The following is a 23,484-nucleotide window of genomic DNA, read 5'->3' on the forward strand; positions in this document are numbered from 1 at the left end:
CTATTTATTTTGCTTCAAACCAAGAATCTCCAAAATTATAATCAACCTTTAATGGCACTACTAGCTCGACTGCATGTTCCATTACTTCTGGTACGATTTTTTCTAAAATTGCTAATTCTTCTTTTGGAGCTTCTAATATTAATTCATCATGTACTTGTAAAATTAATTTTGCCTGAAGTTTTTCTGCTTTAAGACGCTCATCTAATAAAATCATAGCCTTTTTAATAATATCTGCAGCACTACCTTGAATTGGGGTATTCATCGCTGTTCTTTCAGCAAATCCACGAACATTAAAGTTTGAGCTTGAAATTTCAGGAATATAACGACGTCTATTTAAGATTGTACTTACAAATCCATCTAGTTTAGCCCTTTGAACAATATCTGACATATAATCTTTTACTTTAGGAAAACTAGCAAAGTACTTTTCAATAAATATAGACGCTTCTTTTCTTGTAATACCTAACCCTTGTGATAATCCATAATCACTAATTCCGTATACGATCCCAAAGTTAACAGCTTTTGCTTGTCTTCTCATATTACTTGTTACCTCATTAGCACTAACATGGAAAACATCCATTGCAGTCTTTGTATGAACATCGAAGTCATTTTTAAATGCATCCATTAAATTATCGTCTTGTGCTATATGAGCTAATACCCTTAATTCAATTTGAGAATAATCGGCAGCAAAGATCAGCCAGTCTTTTTTAGATGCGACAAAAGCTTTTCTAATTTTTCTACCTTCTTCTAAACGAATAGGAATGTTTTGCAGGTTAGGATCAATTGAGCTTAAGCGACCAGTTTGTGCTAATACTTGATTAAATCGTGTATGAACCTTGGAATCTGATTCATTTATCACTTTTAACAAACCTTCTACATATGTAGAATTTAATTTCCCAACTTGACGATAATGAAGAATTAATCGAATGATTTCATGTTCGGCCTCTAATTTTTCAAGTACATCAGCAGAAGTCGAATAACCAGTTTTTGTTTTTTTACCAGATGGTAAATTTAACTTTTCAAATAATATAACACCTAATTGCTTTGGTGAATTAATATTGAATTTTTCTCCGGCTAACTCATAAATACCCTCTTCAAGCTCTTTTAACTTATTAGCTAGTTCTGAACCCATCGTACGAAGAGTCTCTTCTCTAACTGTTACTCCTTCAAATTCCATATCACCTAAAATAAAAGTTAGAGGTAATTCTAATTCTGTTAGTAGTTCAAATTGACTATTTTTTCGCAATGATTCTTCTAAAGTTTCTTTTAATTTGCTAATAGCAATTGTTTTACGAACAATATATTCAGATAAAACTTCATCTGATGGCTTAGATTGCTTTGCACCCTTACCATAAATCGTTTCTGCAGTTTGAATTGAAAAATCTATTTTACCATTTACTATATCAGCAAATTCTTTATTAGACTGGGCAGGGTCATATATATATGAAGCAAGTAACGGGTCGAAATTAACACCATTTAAATTAATTCCTCTCCACTTCAGTGCAACATAAGCGCCTTTTGTATCATATACATTCTTATTAACACGCTCATCCTCGAGCCATTTTTTAAATAAATCCGACTCTAAGCCAACAGCTGTCGGGATAAAGAAATGACCTTTTTCATTAGAAAGACCAAATCCTTGAATTATTTCTGTATGATAATTTTCTCCAATCATTTCAACGATTAAGCTTGAATGATTCGCTAGATGTTTCTCTTCTATTGAATCTAGTACTTCATAGTTAATCTCTTCAAGATCTTCAATCGATTCTTTGATGTCCAATTTAGCTAATAATGATGTAAATCCAAGAGATTTAAAAAATTCCGCAACTTTATTCGTATCAGCTTCTGGAAGCGTTGTGTCATTTACCGTTAATTCAATTGGTGAGTTTTTATTAATTGTCGCCAATTGTTTACTCATTAAGGCTTGATCTTTATTTTCACTTAAATTTTGAAGAAGCTTTGCTCCACTTACTTCCTCTATATTTTCATAAAGACCTTCTACAGTTTGAAACTGCTTTAAAAGTTTAATTGCAGTCTTTTCCCCAATACCTGGAACACCAGGAATATTATCAGATTTATCACCCATTAATCCTTTCATATCAATAATTTGATCAGGTGTAATCTCATACTTTTCATGAATTGCTTCAGGAGTAAATTCTTCAACTTCAGTAATACCCTTTTTAGTCATACTTACTGTAATTCGATCATCAACTAGCTGTAATAAATCTCGATCACCTGAGATGACCTTTACTTCATATTCATCTTTAGAAGCTTGACCTGCAAGTGTACCAATAATATCATCCGCTTCATAATTCTCTAATTCATAACGTGCAATTCCGTATGTATCTAATAGCTGGCGCACAAGTGGAAACTGTTCACTTAACTCTGGTGGAGTCTTTTGTCTTCCACCTTTATATTCTTTAAATGTACTATGTCTAAATGTTGTTTTGCCTGCATCAAATGCAACAAGCATATGAGTCGGTTTTTCATCTTCAAGAATTTTCATTAACATCATTGTAAATCCATAAATTGCATTCGTATGTACACCTTTATCATTACTCAAAAGAGGCAATGCAAAGAAAGCTCTATAGGCAATACTATTCCCATCAATTAAAACCAATTTCTTCTTCAAAATAGATCCCCTTCCTATTACAAATCTCATTATCTTTTTATGTATAATTTTTATTTCATACTTTATCATTTCAAGAAATTAATCGTTTCCTCATTTCCTTGCTCTTAACATTTTAACACGAACTATTCATAAAAGAAAAAGAGGTCGTCTTTGATTCAGGCATATTAAAAGTTTTTATTCACTTGAGATTAAAGTTGAATAATTATGACTTTTAAGAATGAATCGTAAGACTACCTCTGTAATTAATTTAAGTCGATTTCTCGTTCAAAAATTAGTTCAACACATGAACCTTCTATTGCTTGCTGATTGTTTACAACCTGATGAAGGCGCCAGCCACTTTTAGCATAGTTCCCAACTACATCATAATAATGACGATTTGATGATTTCGTGTTAACTTTTACAAATTCGTATTCGTACATCTGTATCCACCCTCCGATGTATGATTCAACACTCATAATTTCCCCAAAAATTATAAAAGTAATATGATCAAATAAAGAAAACTCGCCGACTGACAAGCCTTTTAGGTAGAGGCGAAGTAGCACTTATACTTTATTCCTATAATTGGTGATTACTACGATCTTAAAGTGCAATAAAAAGGTATCCACTAGTATGGACACCTTAAAGATAAATTAAAACATTTTTGAATATAAAAAATCCCGGAAGTATAACTACTCCCGGTTTAAAACAACTCCTTGGATGAAGGGGTTTTCATCATAACTATACCAATTATTTATTAACTATTAATAAATACAATGTAAAATCAATGTAAATGTCACATCGAAATATTTTTATTTAAGGTTACAATGAATGACGTCCCATGGCCTAGTTTACTTTCAACTTCGATTTTGCCTTTATGAGCTTCGACAAGATGCTTTACAATCGCTAGCCCTAGGCCTGTCCCTCCGGAATTCCTACTTCTTGCTTTATCTACTCTGTAAAAACGTTCGAAAATTCGAGATATATCTTCTTTTCCAATTCCAACTCCTGTGTCATTGACCCTTAAAACAATCTGATCATTTGTCTCGGAGGCAGTAATAAATACTTTACCACCAGCTGGAGTATAATGAATTGCGTTATCAACTAAATTAATAATTACTTGTTTTAATCTTAACGCATCCGCATATACAACTAATGGACTATTTAAGTATAATTTGAAGTCTATATTCTTTTCTTCTGCTTTTTGACTAAGCATTTGCTGTACATCTTCAATAACTTGTTTTGCGGATACTTCTGCAAGATCTAATTTAAAATTCTGTTGCTCAATTTTTGAAAGGTCTAATAAATCTTGAATAAGTGTCTGCATACGATCACTTTCCGTTAAAATAATCGATAAGAAGTTTTTACATAACTCATCATTTTCCATTGCTCCATCTAGTAGCGTTTCAGTAAAACCTTTAATAGATGTAATTGGCGTTTTAAGCTCGTGAGATACATTTGCAAAAAAATCTTTTCGAACTTGCTCTAATTTCTTTAATTCACTTATGTCATGGAAAACAAGTACAATTCCTTTCCACTCGTGATTTATCCCAATAATTGGTGCACCGTATATTTCAAAATGTTTTCTTTCAATTGATAACGGCAGAATGATTTGCTTTCTAACTTTTATTTCTTTTAGAAAAATTTCTTCCACGATTTCAATAACTTCTTTATGTTTAAATGCGTCATAATAAAGCTCACCCAGTATACTTCTCGAGTCAATTTTGAACGTTTCTCGATATGTTTTATTAATTAGGTTTACATGACCTCTACTATTAATTAAAACAACTCCGCTACCAATATTATGGATCAATGTGTTTAATCGATCTTGCTGCATTTCTTGTTGACTAGTCATTTCTTGCAGATTTTTTGCAAGTACATTCATTGCTTGACTTAACATTGTTGTCGATTCATTACTTTCGGCTAATGTTCTAGCTTTATAATTCCCTTTGGATAATTCAATTGCAACTTGTGTAATATCTTCAATTGGTTTTGAAAATTGATGCGAATACCGTATTAGTAAAATTATGATGGCAAATAAAACAAAACCTAATAATGAAAATAATAACATCGAAATACTTCGGTAAACTTCTTTGATTGACTTAGTTGAATAATCAACAATCAAAAATTGTTTATTACCATGTTTATCTGTTATTTTCTTGCCGTAATATTTAGCAGCAGAATCTTTTTCGATAAATTTAGCTGCAGAATTTACTTTATCAAGTCGTTCTAGATAAGCTTTTAAATTCTTTGATGATATATTCAATTCCACATTCTCATTACTAGATTTAGCAATTAGATTATAATGATCATCAAATAAAATTATATCGATATTTAAATCCTTAGATATCTTTTTTAACGTTTGATTAGATATATTCTTTGTTAATGGGGTATTCGACTCCATTATTGAAGCAATTAAGTTCGTCTCTTTCTCAATTCTTTGATCATAGTTTGTCAGATAAAAGGATTTAAATATTTGCCCTAGTACGATTCCTAATATAACAAGAATAACGATTATTATTGCAGAGAATCCATAGAGCAATTTTCGATTTAGATTACTCATTTAGTCTTGGTTCCTCTAATTTATATCCTAATCCACGAATTGTTTTTATATAAACTGGTTTTTTCGAATCTAGTTCAATTTTTTCTCTTAAATGGCTAATATGAACATCGACAATTCTAGTGTCTCCAGCAAAATCATAATTCCAAACGGCACTTAATAATTGATCTCGAGTTAATACTCTACCTTTATTTTTCGTTAAATATAATAATAACTCAAATTCCTTAGGTGTTAACTCCAGTTTATCACCTTGGAAATATGCTTCATAATACTCAGGTAGAATCTTTAAATCAGCAATTATTAAAGTATCAGCGTCGTCGTTTGTTTGTACTGGTGTCTCAGTAATTTTAGATCTTCTTAAAATCGCTTTAACTCTAGCTACGACTTCTCTTGGGCTAAATGGTTTTGTCATGTAATCATCGGCACCAAGTTCAAGTCCTAACACTTTATCAAATTCATCATCTTTTGCTGTAACCATTAAAATAGGCGTCGTGTTTCTTTGAAGTCTTAATTCTTTACATACTTCCATACCATCTTTTTTAGGTAGCATTAGATCTAGAACAATTAATTCTGGTTTTTCCTCTACAGCCTTTTGTAAACCTTCTTCCCCATCAGTAGCTGTAACAACTTGAAAGCCTGCCTGTTCTAGGTTAAATTTGATTAAAGTTAAGATATGCTCTTCATCATCAACTACAAGAATTTTATTGTTCATTTCATATTCCTCCAGGTCATTGTTAAACCCTCATCCATTTGTATCCTATTTTATTTATCTATATCTACTTTTTAATCATACTAAAAATTCGACCAGACGTAAAACGTAAAAAGCAGGGATCGAAAGTACATTCAAAGGTAAAACAACAAAAAAAGAATGTCTGTTGACATTCTTTAAGTTAAAAATTTTCATATAGTAGAGCATTCGATTGGTTTACTGTTGGTGGAATTACTGTTAGTTTCCCATTTGCAATTTCAGTTTGCGTTTTATTTAAAACGCTTACATTAATACATATTTCATTTAAACCTGAGTTAATTTCGACTACCTCAAAATGAATTGAAATTGTTTCATTATGATATATATGTTGATCGAATTGAAGTTCTTTTTTAATAATATGACTTCCTGGGCCAGGTAAATGTTTTGTAACTGCTGCAGAGACTAACCCGCTTATTATAAAACTTGGAACAATCGGTTTATTATATTTTGTTTGTGAAGCATAGTTGTATTGAGTATATAATGGGTTTGTATCGCCTGTTAGAGCCAGGTATAAGTAAATATGTTTTTCATCAATATGTTCTGTTACAATTAACTTTTCACCAATTGAAATGTCTTCAAGTTTTCGTCCGATTTTTGCTTTTTTAGTTAACATATTAAACCCCCTGTTTATCTTAATATTTAAAAAATTCGATAAACAACAGCAAATTCCCTTCTTAATCGGCAAAATTTTTATAAAAAACTTATAAAAAATTTTACTATTCGTCTATTCATATTTTCCCCCTAATAGAAGATAAAATTCTATCTTTCTCCTTAATAAGTAATTTAAATACTCCTATACGTACTCCCTTTAAAATCCGTATAAAAATCATGTGGTTTGTTGCATAAAAAACTTGTACATACTTATACCGAGAAACGTCATTTCGGTAACATAAGTTTTTGGTATAATTTAGTAGATAAGATGTTTAAATTAAGAAAAGGAGAAATGGACATGTCTTATATAGTTGATTTTAAAAATGTGTCTACGGTTGGTTTAGAGTCTTCCCCAGTAGTCGATGCACTTGCTGGTTTACGCGCTAATGAAGCTCGTTATTTTATGAACAAGTACAAACATGAGTTTACGGTCGTACCTGCTAGTGAAAGTCAGGAGACACTTGATTATGTTAACCGAATTTTGAAAGAAGAACGTGATATCGTATTCGCAGCTAAGCCTTTAGAAACTTCTCGTTTTCAAGTGGAAAATATTAAATTTACCTACGTCTTTTATGAGGATGGCCTTTCGGTCAACGTTATGTATACAGTTGATGATCCTAAAAAGCGTGCTGTTGGTTTTAAACTTTCTGACGGAATGGAAATTCCAGCAGAGTTAGTAGAGAAGTTTAAGTTTGCTAGGCAGAAATCGAAACTAGCTGGAACGATTCGTGGATCGTATTTTGTTATTAAAGGTGAATATTAAAGTAAGCTAAAAATCAAAGACCCACAAGATAATTAGAAATTACCTTGTGGGTCTTCTTTTTAAGCTAAAACGTTCATAACGTTTCTGACAGCTGCAACTGAACAATCTAACGCTGTTTTTTCTTCAGCGGTTAAATCTAATTCGATAATTTGTTCTATACCGTTTCCGCCAATAATTGTAGGAACTCCTAAGTAAATACCGCTGTACCCATATTCGCCTTCTAAATAAGCGATTGTAGGTAACACGCGACGTTGATCCTTAAGTATAGCTTCAACCATTTCTACTAAAGATGCAGCAGGTGCATAATAAGCACTTCCGTTACCTAGTAGATTAACGATTTCTCCGCCACCCTTACGAGTACGTTCAACAATAGCATCTAAACGATCTTTTGGAATTAATTTTTCTAATGGAATTCCACCAGCATATGAATAACGCACTAATGGTACCATATCGTCTCCGTGACCACCTAAAACAAATCCAGTAATATCTTTAACGGATAAATTTAATTCTTGAGCTACAAACGTTCTAAAACGAGCTGTGTCAAGAACTCCGGATTGTCCTATAACGCGGTGTTTAGGAAAACCAGCTTCTTTGTATACTGTATAAGTCATTGCATCAACCGGATTAGTTAAAACAACGATTGTACAGTTAGGAGAGTATTTTACGATTTCACGAGTAACTGCTTTCATGATGTTTGAGTTAGTTGATACTAAATCATCGCGGCTCATACCCGGTTTACGAGCGATGCCTGCTGTGATGACTACTACATCTGAATCTGCTGTGTCAGCATAATCACTAGTACCAATAATGTTAGCATCAAATCCTTGAACTGGACTTGCTTCAAGCATATCTAAGGCTTTGCCCTTAGTAGGGTTCTCTAGTTGTGGAATATCAACTATTACAACATCCCCTAATTCCTTTTGTGCAAGCAAGAAAGCTGTTGTAGCACCAGTAAACCCAGCACCTACCACGGAAATTTTACGTCTACGAATTGACATATAAATACCTCCCTTTTGTTTACAAACACAATTTAATTATACAAGAACTGATTCCATATTTGAAATTAATTCGTTTGCAAATTCAGAACATTTCACTTCAGTAGCTCCATCCATTAGACGAGCAAAGTCATAAGTAACAACTTTTGAAGCGATTGTTTTTTCCATTGACTTAAGAATCATAGAAGCTGCTTCATTCCAACCCATATGCTCAAGCATTAATACTCCAGAAAGAATAACAGAAGATGGGTTTACTTTATCTAGTCCAGCGTATTTAGGTGCTGTACCATGAGTAGCTTCAAAAATAGCATGTCCAGTTTCGTAGTTGATATTTGCTCCAGGAGCGATACCAATTCCACCAACTTGAGCAGCAAGTGCATCAGAAATATAGTCACCATTTAAGTTCATTGTAGCCACTACATCGAACTCACGTGGTCTTGTTAAAATTTGTTGTAAGAAGATATCAGCAATGCTGTCTTTTACTAGGATTTTACCAGCTTTTTCAGCTTCATCCATTGCTTTGTTAGCAGCATCTTTACCGCTTGTTTCTACAATGCGATCGTATTCTGCCCATGTAAATACTTTATCGCCGAATTCTTGCTCAGCAACTTCATAACCCCAGTTCTTAAATGCACCTTCAGTAAATTTCATGATATTACCTTTATGAACTAAAGTTAAAGATTTACGGTTTTCTTGAATTGCATAATTAATTGCTGCGCGTACAAGACGTTTTGTACCTTCTTCAGAAATTGGTTTAATACCAATACCAGATGTTTCTGGGAAACGGATTTTATTAACACCCATCTCTTTTTGTAAGAATTCAATAACTTTTTGAACTGCTTCAGAACCTTTTTCATATTCGATACCAGCATAGATATCTTCAGTGTTTTCACGGAAGATTACCATATCTGTATCTTCTGGACGTTTAACTGGTGAAGGTACACCTTCAAAGTAACGTACAGGACGTAAGCACACAAATAAATCTAATTCTTGACGTAAAGCAACGTTTAAAGAACGAATACCACCACCAACTGGAGTTGTTAAAGGTCCTTTAATTGCGATCATGTATTCTTCAATTAAATTTAAAGTTTCTTGAGGTAACCATTCACCAGTTACATTAAATGCTTTTTCACCAGCAAGAACTTCTTTCCATTCAATTTTACGATTGCCATTATATGCTTTTTCAACAGCTGCATCTAAAACACGTGAAGATGCTGCCCAAATGTCTGGGCCTGTACCGTCGCCTTCAATAAAAGGAATAATTGGATTGTTTGGCACGTTTAATTGGCCGTCTACTAATGTAATTTTTTCAGCTTGCATTACATGCTCCCCCTTGTATAAATAAATTAAATTCATTAAAATACATGCTTTTGAGAGGAAGATTCCTCTTCCTCTCTTTACTATACCACTATTATTCGAATATTAAATACTATTTTAAGTATTCAATTACTTCTTTATGCACGCTCTTCAATTGGAATGTAAGAGTTTTTCTCTGGTCCTGTATAATCTGCACGCGGACGAATAATACGATTATTTTCATATTGTTCTAAAATGTGTGCAGTCCAGCCAGACATACGGCTAATAGCAAAGATTGGAGTGAATAAATCATGTTCAATTCCTAAGCTGTGATAAACAGATGCAGAGTAGAAATCAACATTTGGTGGAATATTCTTTTGAGTTGTAACAAGTTCTTCAATTTTTTCAGACATTGTGTACCATTTTAACTCTCCAGTAATTGCACCTAATTGACGAGACATTTCTTTTAAATGTTTCGCACGTGGGTCCCCACCACGGTATACGCGATGTCCGAATCCCATAATTTTAGCTTTAGTATCCATTTTCTCTTGAATGTAAGACTCAACATTTTCAATCTCACCGATTTCTGCTAACATTTTCATAACGCTTTCATTTGCGCCGCCGTGTAATGGACCTTTTAAAGCTCCAATCGCAGCTGTAATTCCTGAATAAATATCAGATAATGTAGCTACGCAAACGCGTGCAGTAAATGTCGAAGCATTTAATTCATGGTCAGCATGTAGTACTAAAGCCTTATTAATTGCTTCTTCAGCAATTGCATTAGGTTTATCACCAGTTAGCATGTATAAGAAATTAGCCGAAAATGATAAATCTTTATTAGGAGCGACTGGTTCAAGCCCCTGACGAATTCGAGAAAACGCTGCCACAAATGTTGAAATTTTAGCTTGAAGTTGGATTGCTTTAAGATAATTTGAATCTGAGTCCATTGCTTCAGCATTTTTATCATACAATGCAAGCATTGAAATAACTGTACGTAGTACAGTCATAGGATGTACATTTTTTAAATTAGTTGATTTTAAGTAAGTAATAACTTCTTCTGGTAATTCAGCATTATCTGCTAATTGGGAAGCAAGTTCTTTAAGTTGATCCTTATTTGGTAATTTGCGATGCCATAATAGATATACTACTTCTTCAAAACTTGCATATTCTGCTAATTCATCAATACCGATACCTACATACGTTAATGTATCATCAATAATAGAACTTATAGAAGTCGTAGCTGCTACAACACCCTCTAAACCACTTTTAACTGTCATATTCCCCTCTCTCCTTTACACAAAAATTTCCCTAGTATTTAATACATACATATACTGGTATAACTCTTATAAATTACCGAGTATACATAGAAAGGAACCCTACTATCATTTATTATAAACAATAATCTGACTTTTGTGAATGAAAACAATTTACTAAAATATAATTATTATGCAATTACTTAATTAATTCTACAATCCAAATGAATAGATATGCGATTCCAGCTCCAATTAAAGGCCCTACTGCAACCCCTTTAAATACCGCGACAGACAGTACAGTACCTAGTACTAATGCTGCTGTTATTTGTGGACTAGTTGCTAATAATTGTACTCCACCTTTTGCCAAAAGAGCCACGGCGATACCAGAGAGTAGTGCGATCCAGGCAACAGGGGTTTTTAACGCATCAATCAAATTTTTAAAACCGATTTCACCGGTCGCGATTGGTACTAATACAGCAATCGTAATGATCGTTACGCCTAAATTAATACCTTTTGATTGCATATAAGGAAATACTCGAACTCCTAGGGGAGTATATTTTAATACTAACAATACTATAATTGAAATAATTAAAGAGTTATTTTTAGCAATAGCACCAATTAATAATAAAACCAAAAGAAAAATTGTCGATTCACTCATTTGTTAGTATCCCCTTAATGTATAATTTATTAATAAATACTATCAAACTTTACTATTATAAAAAAATAATTCTTGATAAAATAAGACAAGAGGACTCATTCACTTTGGAAGGAGGTAAAAGTTTGAATAGAACTTTAGTTTTTCAGATCACTCGGTTTTTATTTGTAATCGCATGTACTATTTTAGGTCTTTACGTGGCACTATTCATCTCAAAACTTACATACCCTTTCATCATTGCTTTAATCATTGCATACCTTTTAAATCCACTAGTAAATTTATTAAACGAAAAAGCCAGAATACCAAGAGGAATAGCAGCTTTTTTATCTATTATTTTACTTTTAGCTGTTCTAGCAGGATTATTTACATTACTAATTACGGAAATCATATCAGGTTCAACCTATTTAATTCAGGTAGTTCCAGAAAGCTTTGAACGATTAATTTATTTCGTTGAAAATATTGTTACTGATAAGGTGATTCCTGTATATGACTTAATTATGAGTAAGTATAGTCAACTCGGTGCTGGTCAACAACAAACGATTCGCACAAATATACAGTCGATTGGCGATTCTGCAATTAATCTAGGAAAAGAAGCATTAAACGGAATTATTGTAGGAATTAAATTAGTAATCGCTTTATTACCAAATACTGCTACCTTAATATTCGTTTCCTTATTAGCAACATTCTTTATTAGTAAAGATTGGTACAAAATAAAAAATTTATTCGCAAAATATACTCCAGATCGAATTCAACATTACAGCAAAACAATTTTTATTGATTTACGAAAAGCTTTATTTGGTTTTATTAAAGCACATATCACTCTTATTTCTATGACGACAGTGCTAGTCTTAATCGGATTATTAATATTAAGAATTCCTTTTGCTATCACTATAGCTATTCTAATCGGTTTCATCGACTTACTTCCTTACTTAGGAACTGGCTTAATTTTCGTACCATGGATCTTATATACGTTTTTGTCTAACGATTATAAATTAACGATTGGTCTCGCAATTTTATATGGTGTTGTAATTGTCCAACGTCAACTTGCAGAGCCAAAAGTTCTATCTTCAAATATTGGATTACAACCACTTCCTACTTTAATCTCGTTATTTGTTGGTTTTAAATTTTTTGGTTTACTAGGATTAATTGCCGGTCCAGTAACTTTAGTAATTTTATCAACCTTATATCGAGCAAGAGTCTTCCATGAACTTTGGTATTATATTAGAGGTTCGAATTAAACTCAAAATCAAATTTTTATTTCTTTGCAAAATAAAACGAGAAAGCTAACTGCTTTCTCGTTTCAGACTGTTGACAAACGCTCGCTTTCTTCGTTGCTTCGCCTGTCTGCGGTGCTCATTACCGTTTAGGGTAACTCAGCTCCTCACCAGGCTTCGCGCCTCGAAAGACAAGCGCTTGCAATCAGTCTGAAAATCAAGTTTTTTAGTACTTTGTCTACATACTAAAACGAGAAAGCTAACTGCTTTCTCGTTTTTTGTCTCTTATAAAAAATCTTGTGCACTTTTAATTTTATTTCTTTATAAATCCAGTCCAAACAACATTACCTTTTAGTCTTTTCATAACAAAATAAATAAGTTGTTGAACAAATTTGATTCTAATTGGTTTAATTAGCAACACGATTGCCAGTAAGTCGCTAATTGGTCCTGGAATAAAAAACAGGAGGCCAATTAGGAAAAATGATAATCCCTCTATCATGATTAAATCTGGCATTTTGCCTGCCCGAATCTGTTCTCCGGCTTGTTGTTTAACTGTAACCCAAACGGTTCTCATGATATATATACCGATCAAAAGCGTACCGATTAGCCAAAGGAATACTGATAAGGAACCAATTACTTTACCAAGTAATGTTAAACAGATTAAATCAATTAATGGGATTAACAATAGCCAACCAACAAGTTTTTTCATGATAGTTTCACCTCTTGCTTCGAATTAAATGTATCTCTTAATAATCTTATTCATGTCAATAAATAAAGAGAAGGAAACTTTGTCCTTCTCTTTATTATATCTTAAAATATGCTTTTATGTCCTGTACTAACTATTCCTCTTGAAGCATCTACTGTAACAGCTTGACCGTTTACTAAGATGTTTGTTGCATTTTCAACTCCAACAATTACTGGTATTCCTAAGCTAACACCTACTACTGCAGCATGGCTAGTTAATCCACCTTCTTCAGTAATAATAGCTGCTGCTCTTTCAATCGCTGGCATCATGTCTCTATCAGTACTATTTGTTACAAGAATACTTCCTGGTGTAACTTTCGAAACAGCTTCTTCACCTGTTTTTGCGATGACAACTTTTCCTGCAGCAGTTTTGCGACCAATACCTTGACCTTGAGCGATCACGTCACCTACTACATGGATTTTCATCATATTTGTCATACCTGTTTCGCCAATTGGTAATCCAGCAGTAATGATGACAGTATCACCATTTGACACAAATTTAGCGTCTTGAGCTGCTTCCATAGCATGTTGTAACATTTCATCAGTTGAGTTTGCTCTTTCTCTATATTCAGTTTGAACTCCCCAAACTAAAGTTAGGCGGCGACAAATACGAATATCAGATGTAATAGCTAAAATCGGAGCTTTTGGACGATATTTTGAAATCATTTTCGCAGTATGTCCACTCTCAGTAGGAGCAATAATTGCAGCTACTTTTAAGTTTAAAGCCGTTGCTGCAACCGATTGACCAATTGCATCTGTAATTGTACCTTTATTTTCTCTTTGACGCTTTTTAAATAATTCTTCGTATTGTAAGCTTTTTTCAATTCGTAAAGCAATTGAGTTCATCATTGAAACAGATTCGATTGGATATGACCCTGCAGCAGTTTCTCCTGATAACATAATTGCATCCGTTCCATCAAGAATCGCATTTGCAACGTCACTTGCCTCTGCTCGTGTAGGTCGAGGATTACGTTGCATAGAATCTAACATTTGAGTAGCAGTAATGACTGGCTTACCTAAGTTATTACATTTTTTAATTAATAGTTTTTGAACGATTGGTACCTCTTCAGGTGGAATTTCTACACCCATATCACCACGTGCAACCATTAAACCATCTGAAACCTCAAGAATTTCATCGATATTATCGATCCCTTCTTGGTTTTCTATTTTCGGTATAATTTGAATATACTCAGCGCCATGTTTACCTAAAAGCTCACGAATTTCTAATACATCAGAAGCTTTACGAACGAAAGATGCAGCAATAAAATCAACATTTTGTTCAATACCAAATTCGATATCGCTTATATCTTTTTCTGTAATACCAGGTAGATTTACGCGTACATTTGGTACGTTTACACCTTTTTTATTTTTAACTAAACCGCTGTTTAACACTTTAGTACGAATATCATTTCCTTCAATACCGATTACTTCTAATCCTATTAAACCATCGTCGATAAGAATTTTAGAACCAACATGTACATCGTCAATTAATCCTTCATAAGAAACTGCAAATTTTTCTGCTGTACCTACTACTGGTTCAGTAGTAATAATAACTTCATTTCCAGTTATTAATTCTGCTTGGCCACCTTCAAAATCTAAAGTACGAATTTCTGGACCTTTTGTATCTAAAAGAATTGCTACAGTTCTACCAGTTTTTTTTGAAGCCTCGCGGATACTTGTAATTCTTGCAGCATGCTCTTCATGAGAACCATGCGAGAAGTTTAAACGTGCTACGTTCATTCCTGCATTAATTAACTCTACTAATTTTTCTATCGATTCACTAGCAGGACCGATCGTACAAACTATTTTTGTTTTACGCATTTTTTACCCTCCAAATTTATATAAAACTCTATTCTATTACGAAATTTATGAAATCGATTGCTCAATTAAATCTATCTAATTAAATTGAAAGTTCTTGAGATAATTGATACATATCTTGATCAAGTTCATGCTTTTTAGATAGTGCTTCGATAATGTCATGGTCAACTAACTTATTATTTTGGATTCCAACACAACGTCCACCTTTGCCCTCCATAAGTAGTTCAACCGCTCTCGCTCCTAGACGACTTGCTAAAACTCGATCAGCCGCACTTGGTGAACCACCACGTTGAACATGTCCTAAAACTGTTACACGCGTGTCAAAGTGAGTTCGTTCTTGTATTACTTTACCAATCTCAATTGCACTTCCGACGCCTTCTGCAACTACAATGATACTATGTTTTTTACCACGCTCACTACCACGGTTTAATTTACTAATAATATCATCCATATCATAATCACATTCAGGTATTAATATCGTTTCTGCTCCATCAGCTAATCCTGCCCATAATGCAATGTCACCTGCATTACGACCCATAACTTCAATTACATATGTACGCTCATGTGATGTCGCTGTATCACGAATTTTATCAATCGCATCAATAACAGTATTTAATGCTGTATCGAATCCAATTGTAAAATCTGTACCTGGAATATCATTATCAATTGTACCTGGAACACCAACGCAAGGATAACCATGTTCAGTCAGCTTCTTTGCACCTTGATATGATCCATCTCCACCAATAACAACTAATCCTTCAATTCCAAACTTTTTAAGCTGTTCGATCCCTTTCATTTGTCCTTCTAATGTTTTAAATTCTGGACAACGTGCACTAAGTAGTTTTGTTCCACCACGATGAATAATATCACCAACAGAACCTAACTCTAGCTTCTCAATATTTCCATTAATAAGGCCAGAATAACCTTGGTATACACCATAAACTTCTAGACCGTGGAAAATCGCTTTCCTTACAACTGCACGTACAGCAGCATTCATTCCTGGAGAGTCTCCACCACTAGTTAATACGCCAATTCTTTTCATTATGTAGTCACCTCATTGATTTTACCTTATGCATTTATTCATTTAAATAAAGTACCATGTAATACATTTTTAAACAATAGAAATAATGTGAACTTTTTCATAAACTTTTTTTAATGAATGAAATACTTGTAAAAATTATGACGATAGTCTTTACGCATAATGTTATTTTTTACTAATTTCTAAAAAAAATACAAAAAAGAGCATGCTAACATATTGTTTCACACACTCTAGAAGTTAAACTAAATATTATTGGTAAAAGAAATTTTTCCTAATTTTGCGTGTTTTTCATATCGTTGTTGAACTAGCTCTTCTTTATCCATAGTTAACAGTGACTTTAATGTTTCGTATAAGTACTTATCGATATATTTAGCCTGTTGTTCAACATCATTTTGTGCTCCACCTTTTACTTCAGGAATAATTTGGTCAACTACACCTAATTCTAATAAGTCTGGAGCTGTAATTTTCATTGTTTCAGCTGCTCTACGTGCTTGTGAAGAATCTTTCCATAATAATGCTGCTGCACCTTCTGGTGAAATAACTGAGTAAGTTGAGTTTTCTAACATCAGTAACTTATTACCAATTCCTAATGCTAACGCTCCACCACTACCACCTTCGCCAATTACGATACAAATAGTAGGTACTTTTAAGCCTGCCATTTCAAAAATATTTCGGGCAATTGCTTCACTTTGTCCACGCTCTTCAGCTGCCTTACCAGGATATGCACCTTTTGTATCGATAAACGCGATAATTGGTCTGTTAAATTTCTCTGCTTGCTTCATTAAACGAAGTGCTTTTCGGTACCCTTCTGGATGTGGCATACCGAAATTACGTCTAATATTTTCTTTTGTATCTTTACCACGTTGATGTCCAACGATAGTAACAGGTAATCCACGGTAAGATGCGATACCTGAAACAATTGCAGCATCGTCTCCAAATAATCTATCACCATGACACTCAAAGAAATCTGTAAATAATCTATTAACATAATCTAAAGTAGTTGGTCGTTCTGGATGTCTAGCAACTTGTACACGATCCCAAACTCCCATGTTACCGTATATTTCATTTTCTAAGGTTTTTAAACGTTCTTCTAAACGTCTGATTTCTTCAGAAAAATCAACATCATGTTGACTTGTATAAACCTTAAGTTCGTCTATTTTCGTCTTTAGTTCATGAATCGGTTTTTCGAATTCTAACATAACCACTATTGCAAGACACCCCCTTGATGTAAGTTAAGGATTGTAAATAGTTTTGAACGTAATTCTAATCGTGAAATGACTGCATCAAGCTGACCATGATTCATTAAGAATTCAGCAGTTTGGAAGTCTTCAGGTAATTCTTCACGGATCGTTTGCTCAATAATACGTCTACCAGCAAAACCAATTAAAGCACCAGGCTCAGCAAAGTTAAAATCGCCTAAAGAAGCGAAACTAGCAGATACTCCACCTGTAGTTGGATTTGTCATAATAGAAATAGCTAAATAACCTAGCTCGCTATGCTTTTTAAGCGCAGCACTAGTTTTTGCCATTTGCATTAAACTTAAAATACCTTCCTGCATACGAGCCCCGCCAGATGCAGTAAAAATAATAAATGGTGAACCGTCAGATGAAGCTCGCTCAACTGCACGAGTTATTTTCTCTCCGACAACAGATCCCATGCTTCCCATTCGGAATCTAGCATCCATAACTGCAATTACAACAGGAATTCCGTCGATTTTTCCTTTTCCTGTAACAATCGCCTCGTTAAGCTCTGTTTTTTTACGGTCCCCTTCAAGCTTCTCTATGTAATCAGGGAAGTGTAAAGGATTTGCAGAAACCATATTTTGATCAAACTCTTCAAAAGTATCTTCATCAATTAAGCTTTCGATTCTTTCGAATGCTGTCATTTGATGGTGATATCCACAACTATTACAAACTTTTAGGTTTTTTATTAATTCTTTTGTAATACTAATTTTTTTACATTTAGGACATTTTGTCATAACACCGTCAGGTAAATCTTGTCTCATTACTTCTGAAGGTATAGATGCATATTTTTTCTTTTTGGAAAATAAGTCTTTGATTTGCAACCTAATTCCTCCTAACTTTTTTAGTACTAAATACTAATAGGATACTATAAATGTTATACACTTTTTGTTAACATTTGTCGATAAAATTCAGCTAAATTTCGTCATTTCAACTATTTAACCAACTTGAAATTTGTAGAAAATCTTAAAAACTAATTTATACATTTTTCATGAAATTCCTTTAATTTCCAACAATCCCTGCGCTTTTTTACCACATCTAAGTATTATATCAGATAAAAAAGGATAGTACTACATTACTTAATTTTAGTATTGTAATACTATCCCCATTAATATTGATATCTGGTAATAAAACTATTTAATTAAAGCTAGTTTTTTTGTTTTTTCTTCGATTTCTTTCGGATCAACATTCAGTCTCGCAACCCCTGTTTCCATTGCAGCTTTTGCCACACTAGCAGCTACTTTTGGAGCCACTCGAGGATCAAATGGTGCTGGAATAATAAAATCTGGAGATAGATCAGCTTCACTTACTAAACTTGCAATCGCATTTACTGCAGCAATTTTCATCTCTTCATTAATATGTGTAGCACGAACATCTAATGCTCCACGGAAAATTCCTGGGAATGCAAGAACGTTATTTACTTGGTTAGGATAATCACTTCGACCAGTACCAATTACTAAAGCCCCTGCTTCTTTTGCATCTTCAGGCATAATTTCTGGATCTGGATTAGCCATTGCAAAAATAATAGGATTTTCATTCATTGAACGGACCATTTCTTGAGTTACTGCTCCTTTTACAGAAACCCCAATAAATACATCTGCCCCTTCAAGTACTTCTTTAAGGCTACCTTGAATTTTATCTTTATTAGTGTATTTTGCAACTTCATTTTTAACGGTATTCATACCATTTGGACGCCCTTCATAAATCGCGCCTTTTGTATCACACATAATAATTTGGCGAACACCAAAACGATATAATAATTTTAAAATAGCAATACCTGCAGCTCCTGCACCATTTAGGACCACTTTAATATCAGCCATATTTTTATTCACTATTTTTAAAGCATTAACTAAACCTGCAAGTGTAACGATAGCCGTTCCATGTTGATCATCATGGAATATTGGAATATTTGTTTCACGCTTTAAGCGCTCTTCTATTATAAAGCAGTTTGGAGCTGCAATATCTTCTAAATTAATTCCACCAAATGTAGGTTCTAACAATTTTACTGTTTGAATGATTTGCTCTACATCTTGCGTATTTAAGCAGATTGGAAATGCATCAACACCAGCAAAGCTTTTAAATAACGCAGCTTTACCTTCCATTACAGGTAATGCAGCTTCTGGTCCAATATTACCTAGTCCAAGTACGGCAGATCCATCCGAAACTACACCAACCATATTACCTTTCATTGTGTATTCATATACTCTGCTTTTTTCTTCGTAAATTTCTTTACACGGCTCGGCAACACCTGGTGAGTACGCTAAACTTAGTTCTTTAGCATTTGTAACTGGCACCTTAGAAACTGTTTCTAATTTACCTTGATGTACTCTATGCATATGTAATGCTTCTTCACTTAATAATGACAAACTATTCACTCTCCCTAATGTTGACGAGTTGACTTTTCAACTGTATATTTCTTAGTGATTTTCTCTTTAAAAGGTAAAATTTTCTTTTTGTATGATATCACATGTATATTACATAATAAATAGTTTAGAGAAGAATGTCTATTTCTTTAATACAACATTTGCATCCCCGACAATATTTCTTAACATCGAAAGACAATTCACAGAAGGATTCACATAATATTGTTCAGATAATTGAACAGCTTTTTTATTTTCTTCATAGTAAAGCACAACTTTCGCATGCCCTTTAAACTTAGAAATCGTTTGCTGTATTGTGTAGGAAATATTTTTATTAGTATGTCCCGTTATTTTAATAAATAAAGTATACTTCTTTTGGTCGTTTATTTCTTCCATTTCTTCGATTGTAAGGACTTCATTTATTATTAATTGTTTTCTTTCATCCCGTTCATCAACTTTTGCTTTAACTACAACTACTTCTTTTTCTTTTAACTTATGACGGTATTTTTCAAATGTAGTTGGAAATACAACACCATCAATTGATGTACTTAAATCTTCAACTTGAATAAAAGCCATATGCTGTTGTTTTTTTGTTTTTGTAATCCTTAAATCCTTAATATAGACAAACAGTAGATGCTCAGTATCTTTCTTCATCATAATTGATGAAATAGTCCCGGCATCACTTTCATTAAGCAACTTCTCGTATTGACTAATCGGATGTCCTGATAAATAAGTACCTAAAGCCTGTTTTTCAAGTTCAAGCTTAATTGAAATTTTCATTGGCTCTACTTTCATAATTTCTGGTTTAGGCACAAAATCTTCATCAAGAAATAAATCAAATTGATCTTCATTTTCAGGTCTTACTATATCCACGTAATCAAAAATCATATCAATATTTGCTAAAAGTGTTGCACGGTCGAGCTCAAACTCATCAAAGCATCCCGAAAAAATTAAATTTTCTATACTTTTTCGGTTTAATGCTTTTGGTGAAATTTTAATGCACACTTCAAAAAAATCTTTATATGGTCGCTTTTGTAGAATTTCTCTTACAGTTGCCATTCCTATATTTTTAATAGCTAATAAACTATATCGAATACCATTTCCTTCAACTACAAATGCATATTGACTTTTATTGATTGAAGGTGGATAGATTGGGATCCCTTTCAATTTCGCTTCACCAATATAATTTGATACTTTCTCTTCACTTCCTATAAAACTCGATAAAAGCGCTGCATAAAATTCTAGAGGAAAATTCGCCTTTAAATAGGCTAGTTGATACGCAATCATACTATACGCAACAGCATGACTTCTATTAAATCCATAGTTAGCAAATTGAACAATTAAATCGTATACTTCATTTGCAACTTGTTCATCATAACCTTTAGCTATTGCACCTTCTACAAAATGAATTCTTTCTTTGTCTAAAACTTCCTTCTTCTTTTTACTTACAGCTCTTCGAAGTAAATCAGCTTCACTTAACGTAAATCCTGAGAGAGTTGAAGCAATTTGCATGATTTGCTCTTGATAGATGATTACGCCATATGTTGGTTTTAATATTTTTTCTAAAACTGGATGAGGATACGTAACCATCTCTAATCCATGTTTATATTGAATAAATCTAGGGATTTGCTCCATTGGACCCGGACGATATAACGCGTTTACAGCCACTATATCTTCAAACTGATTAGGCTGTAATTGCTGTAGTACTCTTCTCATCCCTGATGATTCTAGCTGAAATACACCTGAGGTATCTCCTTTACTAAGAATTTCAAATGTTTTTAGATCTTGTAACGGAATTTCTTCCAAATTAATTACTTCACCTTTTGCTTCATAAATTAATCGACAGACCTCTTCCAATAAACTTAAGTTACGTAGTCCAAGAAAGTCCATCTTTACTAATCCAAGCTCTTCAAGGATTTCAGCAGGATATTGTGTTAAAAACACTCCATGATTCCCCTCTTGTAATGGGACAACATTTGTTAACGGAAGTTCAGAAATAATAACACCTGCTGCATGGATGCTTGTATGACGAGGTAATCCTTCAACTTGGCAAGCTACCTCAAATATCCTTTTATGAATACCAGAATGTTCAACATGACTTTTAAATGCTTTTGATTGCTCATAGACATCTTTTAATCCTAGTGATGATGATGGTATTAACTTCGAATACCGATCTATTTCAGTTGGCGTAAGCCCCATTACCCTGGCAATATCTCGAATGGCCGCTTTTGCTCCTAATGTTCCAAATGAAATAATTTGTGCAACATGCACATCACCATATTTTGCAGCGACATAATCAATCATTTCATCTCGTCGATGATCTGGAAAGTCAATATCAATATCTGGCATTGTAATTCTTTCTTCATTTAAAAATCGTTCAAATAGTAAATTATAATGTATTGGGTCTACATTCGTAATTTTTAATACATAAGCCACTAAAGACCCCGCGGCGGAACCACGTCCTGGTCCAACAAATATCCCTTGTTCAAGTGCATATTTAATAAAGTCCCAAACAATGAGGAAGTAATCATTAAATCCCATCTTATTGATTGTATTTAACTCAAATTCTAATCTTTGTTTAAGTTCATCATTTATTTCCCCGTACCGCTCAATCATGCCATTTTCACAAACCATTTTTAAGTATTCCACTGTTGAATATTCATCAGGTACTGGATACTTAGGCAATAATGGCTGATGAAAAGGAATCGTTACATTACATAGATTTGAAATATGTATAGTGTTTTGAAATGCTTCTTCTTCATCAGAAAACAACTTCAATAATTCGGCTTTTGATTTATAATAATATTCGTTCGAATGTAATCTTGGTCTTGATTCGTCCGATAACTTAGTACCATTTTTAACTGAAAATAATGCATCTTGAATAAGTGCATCCTCTTTTTCAATATATCGAACATCATTTGTAACAACTAAACTGATGTTTGTTTCTTTTTGTACTTGTTTGATTAATGGATATAGCGAACGATTTTCAGGTAAACCGTGATCTTGAATACTGACAAAAAAGTGATCGAAAATTGATTGATACTCTTTTACATGAACAATAGCTCTTTCGATTTCTCCATTCAATAGTAAGTTTTCAATTTCTCCCTCGATTCCTGGTGTAATAGCAATCACGCCGTTACTATATGCCGATAACCACTTTTTAGGAATTCCTTCTGGTGATTTTGTCCCTATTATACTTGTAAGTTTTAAAAGGTTTTGATAGCCAATCAAATCTTTCGCAAGTAATATCAACGGATAAGACTGATGTTCATCCATTAAAATTGAGATTTTCAGCCCAATAATTGGCTTAATCCCTGCTTTTTTACACGCATGATAAAAAGGAATTACCCCGTACATGACATTTTCATCTGCAATAGCAAGCGCAGGATGTCCTTCTCTAACAGCAGCATTAATTAATTCATCTATTTTACATACGCTTTGCAATAAACTATAAGAACTTTGAACTTGCAAATGAACAAAACTCATCTACATTCCTCCTTACCATCTTTCAATATAGTCTATTCTATCACAAAACACGAACT

General features: G+C 33.4%; 18 protein-coding genes. 2 read left to right on the forward strand and 16 right to left on the reverse strand.

The window, feature by feature from the left end; genetic code table 11:
- Positions 1 to 4 precede the first annotated feature (4 nt).
- The 5 genes from polA to V5E38_RS16350 form a co-directional block, all read right to left on the reverse strand.
- Positions 5 to 2,659: a DNA polymerase I gene (polA, locus tag V5E38_RS16330; protein ID WP_499210775.1), complete on the reverse strand. Its 2,655-nt coding sequence runs from the start codon at positions 2,657 to 2,659 to the stop codon at positions 5 to 7.
- 212 nt (positions 2,660 to 2,871) lie between these two features.
- Positions 2,872 to 3,048 carry a DUF4177 domain-containing protein gene (locus tag V5E38_RS16335; protein WP_167555369.1) on the reverse strand — a complete coding sequence of 59 codons (177 nt, stop codon included), beginning with the start codon at positions 3,046 to 3,048 and terminating at the stop codon, positions 2,872 to 2,874.
- A 353-nt stretch (positions 3,049 to 3,401) separates the two neighbouring features.
- Positions 3,402 to 5,168 (reverse strand): two-component system histidine kinase PnpS, encoded by a 1,767-nt coding sequence (pnpS, locus tag V5E38_RS16340; protein ID WP_499210776.1) that lies wholly within the window; start codon positions 5,166 to 5,168, stop codon positions 3,402 to 3,404.
- Positions 5,161 to 5,877 (reverse strand): winged helix-turn-helix domain-containing protein, encoded by a 717-nt coding sequence (locus V5E38_RS16345; RefSeq protein ID WP_499210777.1) that lies wholly within the window; start codon positions 5,875 to 5,877, stop codon positions 5,161 to 5,163. Before V5E38_RS16345 ends, pnpS begins: the two co-directional genes overlap by 8 nt.
- Before the next feature lie 178 nt (positions 5,878 to 6,055).
- Positions 6,056 to 6,526 (reverse strand): hotdog family protein, encoded by a 471-nt coding sequence (locus V5E38_RS16350; protein ID WP_499210778.1) that lies wholly within the window; start codon positions 6,524 to 6,526, stop codon positions 6,056 to 6,058.
- 336 nt (positions 6,527 to 6,862) lie between these two features.
- Here V5E38_RS16350 and V5E38_RS16355 point away from each other — a divergent pair, with 336 nt between their 5' ends.
- The gene (locus V5E38_RS16355; RefSeq protein ID WP_097979086.1) at positions 6,863 to 7,327 is read left to right on the forward strand and encodes a DUF8821 family protein; all 465 of its coding nucleotides are present in this window, start codon (positions 6,863 to 6,865) and stop codon (positions 7,325 to 7,327) included.
- A 59-nt stretch (positions 7,328 to 7,386) separates the two neighbouring features.
- On the opposite strand, the gene mdh is transcribed toward V5E38_RS16355, so the two are convergent.
- The 4 genes from mdh to V5E38_RS16375 form a co-directional block, all read right to left on the reverse strand.
- Positions 7,387 to 8,325, reverse strand: a complete 939-nt coding sequence (gene mdh / locus V5E38_RS16360; RefSeq protein ID WP_499210779.1) for a malate dehydrogenase — start codon at positions 8,323 to 8,325, stop codon at positions 7,387 to 7,389.
- A 36-nt stretch (positions 8,326 to 8,361) separates the two neighbouring features.
- Entirely contained in the window at positions 8,362 to 9,642 is a 1,281-nt protein-coding gene (icd, locus tag V5E38_RS16365) for an NADP-dependent isocitrate dehydrogenase (protein ID WP_097979088.1), read from the reverse strand.
- A gap of 134 nt (positions 9,643 to 9,776) precedes the next feature.
- Positions 9,777 to 10,895: a citrate synthase gene (citZ, locus tag V5E38_RS16370; protein ID WP_499210780.1), complete on the reverse strand. Its 1,119-nt coding sequence runs from the start codon at positions 10,893 to 10,895 to the stop codon at positions 9,777 to 9,779.
- Positions 10,896 to 11,070: 175 nt separating this feature from the next.
- A complete protein-coding gene (locus tag V5E38_RS16375) occupies positions 11,071 to 11,529 on the reverse strand; it encodes a DUF441 domain-containing protein (protein ID WP_069034597.1) in 459 nt (152 codons plus the stop codon).
- A gap of 122 nt (positions 11,530 to 11,651) precedes the next feature.
- On the opposite strand from V5E38_RS16375, the gene ytvI reads away from it, so the two are divergent.
- Positions 11,652 to 12,764, forward strand: coding sequence for a sporulation integral membrane protein YtvI (ytvI, locus tag V5E38_RS16380; protein ID WP_097979090.1), 1,113 nt, complete (start codon positions 11,652 to 11,654; stop codon positions 12,762 to 12,764).
- A 289-nt stretch (positions 12,765 to 13,053) separates the two neighbouring features.
- Here the strand turns inward: ytvI and V5E38_RS16385 are convergent, their stop codons facing one another.
- The 7 genes from V5E38_RS16385 to dnaE form a co-directional block, all read right to left on the reverse strand.
- Positions 13,054 to 13,449, reverse strand: a complete 396-nt coding sequence (locus V5E38_RS16385) for an FxsA family protein (RefSeq protein WP_499210781.1) — start codon at positions 13,447 to 13,449, stop codon at positions 13,054 to 13,056.
- A 101-nt stretch (positions 13,450 to 13,550) separates the two neighbouring features.
- Positions 13,551 to 15,305 (reverse strand): pyruvate kinase, encoded by a 1,755-nt coding sequence (pyk, locus tag V5E38_RS16390; RefSeq protein ID WP_387329134.1) that lies wholly within the window; start codon positions 15,303 to 15,305, stop codon positions 13,551 to 13,553.
- 79 nt (positions 15,306 to 15,384) lie between these two features.
- Complete coding sequence (gene pfkA, locus V5E38_RS16395; protein ID WP_098232213.1) at positions 15,385 to 16,344, reverse strand: 6-phosphofructokinase; 960 nt, start codon at positions 16,342 to 16,344, stop codon at positions 15,385 to 15,387.
- A gap of 239 nt (positions 16,345 to 16,583) precedes the next feature.
- Positions 16,584 to 17,546: an acetyl-CoA carboxylase carboxyl transferase subunit alpha gene (gene accA / locus V5E38_RS16400; protein WP_499210782.1), complete on the reverse strand. Its 963-nt coding sequence runs from the start codon at positions 17,544 to 17,546 to the stop codon at positions 16,584 to 16,586.
- Positions 17,546 to 18,346, reverse strand: a complete 801-nt coding sequence (accD, locus tag V5E38_RS16405; protein ID WP_097979232.1) for an acetyl-CoA carboxylase, carboxyltransferase subunit beta — start codon at positions 18,344 to 18,346, stop codon at positions 17,546 to 17,548. Before accD ends, accA begins: the two co-directional genes overlap by 1 nt.
- Before the next feature lie 369 nt (positions 18,347 to 18,715).
- On the reverse strand, positions 18,716 to 19,948 hold the full coding sequence (gene ystJ / locus V5E38_RS16410; protein WP_097979095.1) for an NADP-dependent malic enzyme: 1,233 nt from the start codon (positions 19,946 to 19,948) through the stop codon (positions 18,716 to 18,718).
- 138 nt (positions 19,949 to 20,086) lie between these two features.
- Positions 20,087 to 23,428, reverse strand: a complete 3,342-nt coding sequence (dnaE, locus tag V5E38_RS16415) for a DNA polymerase III subunit alpha (RefSeq protein WP_499210783.1) — start codon at positions 23,426 to 23,428, stop codon at positions 20,087 to 20,089.
- Positions 23,429 to 23,484 lie beyond the last annotated feature (56 nt).

Source organism: Rossellomorea sp. GAMAL-10_SWC, assembly GCF_049568075.1.
GTDB lineage: Bacteria > Bacillota > Bacilli > Bacillales > Bacillaceae_G > Gottfriedia.

What these genes read in the sequence shown, in the direction of transcription:
- polA (WP_499210775.1), bottom strand. Translation starts at nt 2,659, where the DNA reads ATGAGATTTGTAATAGGAAGGGGATCTATTTTGAAGAAGAAATTGGTT.
- V5E38_RS16335 (WP_167555369.1), bottom strand. Translation starts at nt 3,048, where the DNA reads ATGTACGAATACGAATTTGTAAAAGTTAACACGAAATCATCAAATCGT.
- pnpS (WP_499210776.1), bottom strand. Translation starts at nt 5,168, where the DNA reads ATGAGTAATCTAAATCGAAAATTGCTCTATGGATTCTCTGCAATAATA.
- V5E38_RS16345 (WP_499210777.1), bottom strand. Translation starts at nt 5,877, where the DNA reads ATGAACAATAAAATTCTTGTAGTTGATGATGAAGAGCATATCTTAACT.
- V5E38_RS16350 (WP_499210778.1), bottom strand. Translation starts at nt 6,526, where the DNA reads ATGTTAACTAAAAAAGCAAAAATCGGACGAAAACTTGAAGACATTTCA.
- V5E38_RS16355 (WP_097979086.1), top strand. Translation starts at nt 6,863, where the DNA reads ATGTCTTATATAGTTGATTTTAAAAATGTGTCTACGGTTGGTTTAGAG.
- mdh (WP_499210779.1), bottom strand. Translation starts at nt 8,325, where the DNA reads ATGTCAATTCGTAGACGTAAAATTTCCGTGGTAGGTGCTGGGTTTACT.
- icd (WP_097979088.1), bottom strand. Translation starts at nt 9,642, where the DNA reads ATGCAAGCTGAAAAAATTACATTAGTAGACGGCCAATTAAACGTGCCA.
- citZ (WP_499210780.1), bottom strand. Translation starts at nt 10,895, where the DNA reads ATGACAGTTAAAAGTGGTTTAGAGGGTGTTGTAGCAGCTACGACTTCT.
- V5E38_RS16375 (WP_069034597.1), bottom strand. Translation starts at nt 11,529, where the DNA reads ATGAGTGAATCGACAATTTTTCTTTTGGTTTTATTATTAATTGGTGCT.
- V5E38_RS16385 (WP_499210781.1), bottom strand. Translation starts at nt 13,449, where the DNA reads ATGAAAAAACTTGTTGGTTGGCTATTGTTAATCCCATTAATTGATTTA.
- pyk (WP_387329134.1), bottom strand. Translation starts at nt 15,305, where the DNA reads ATGCGTAAAACAAAAATAGTTTGTACGATCGGTCCTGCTAGTGAATCG.
- pfkA (WP_098232213.1), bottom strand. Translation starts at nt 16,344, where the DNA reads ATGAAAAGAATTGGCGTATTAACTAGTGGTGGAGACTCTCCAGGAATG.
- accD (WP_097979232.1), bottom strand. Translation starts at nt 18,346, where the DNA reads ATGAGACAAGATTTACCTGACGGTGTTATGACAAAATGTCCTAAATGT.
- dnaE (WP_499210783.1), bottom strand. Translation starts at nt 23,428, where the DNA reads ATGAGTTTTGTTCATTTGCAAGTTCAAAGTTCTTATAGTTTATTGCAA.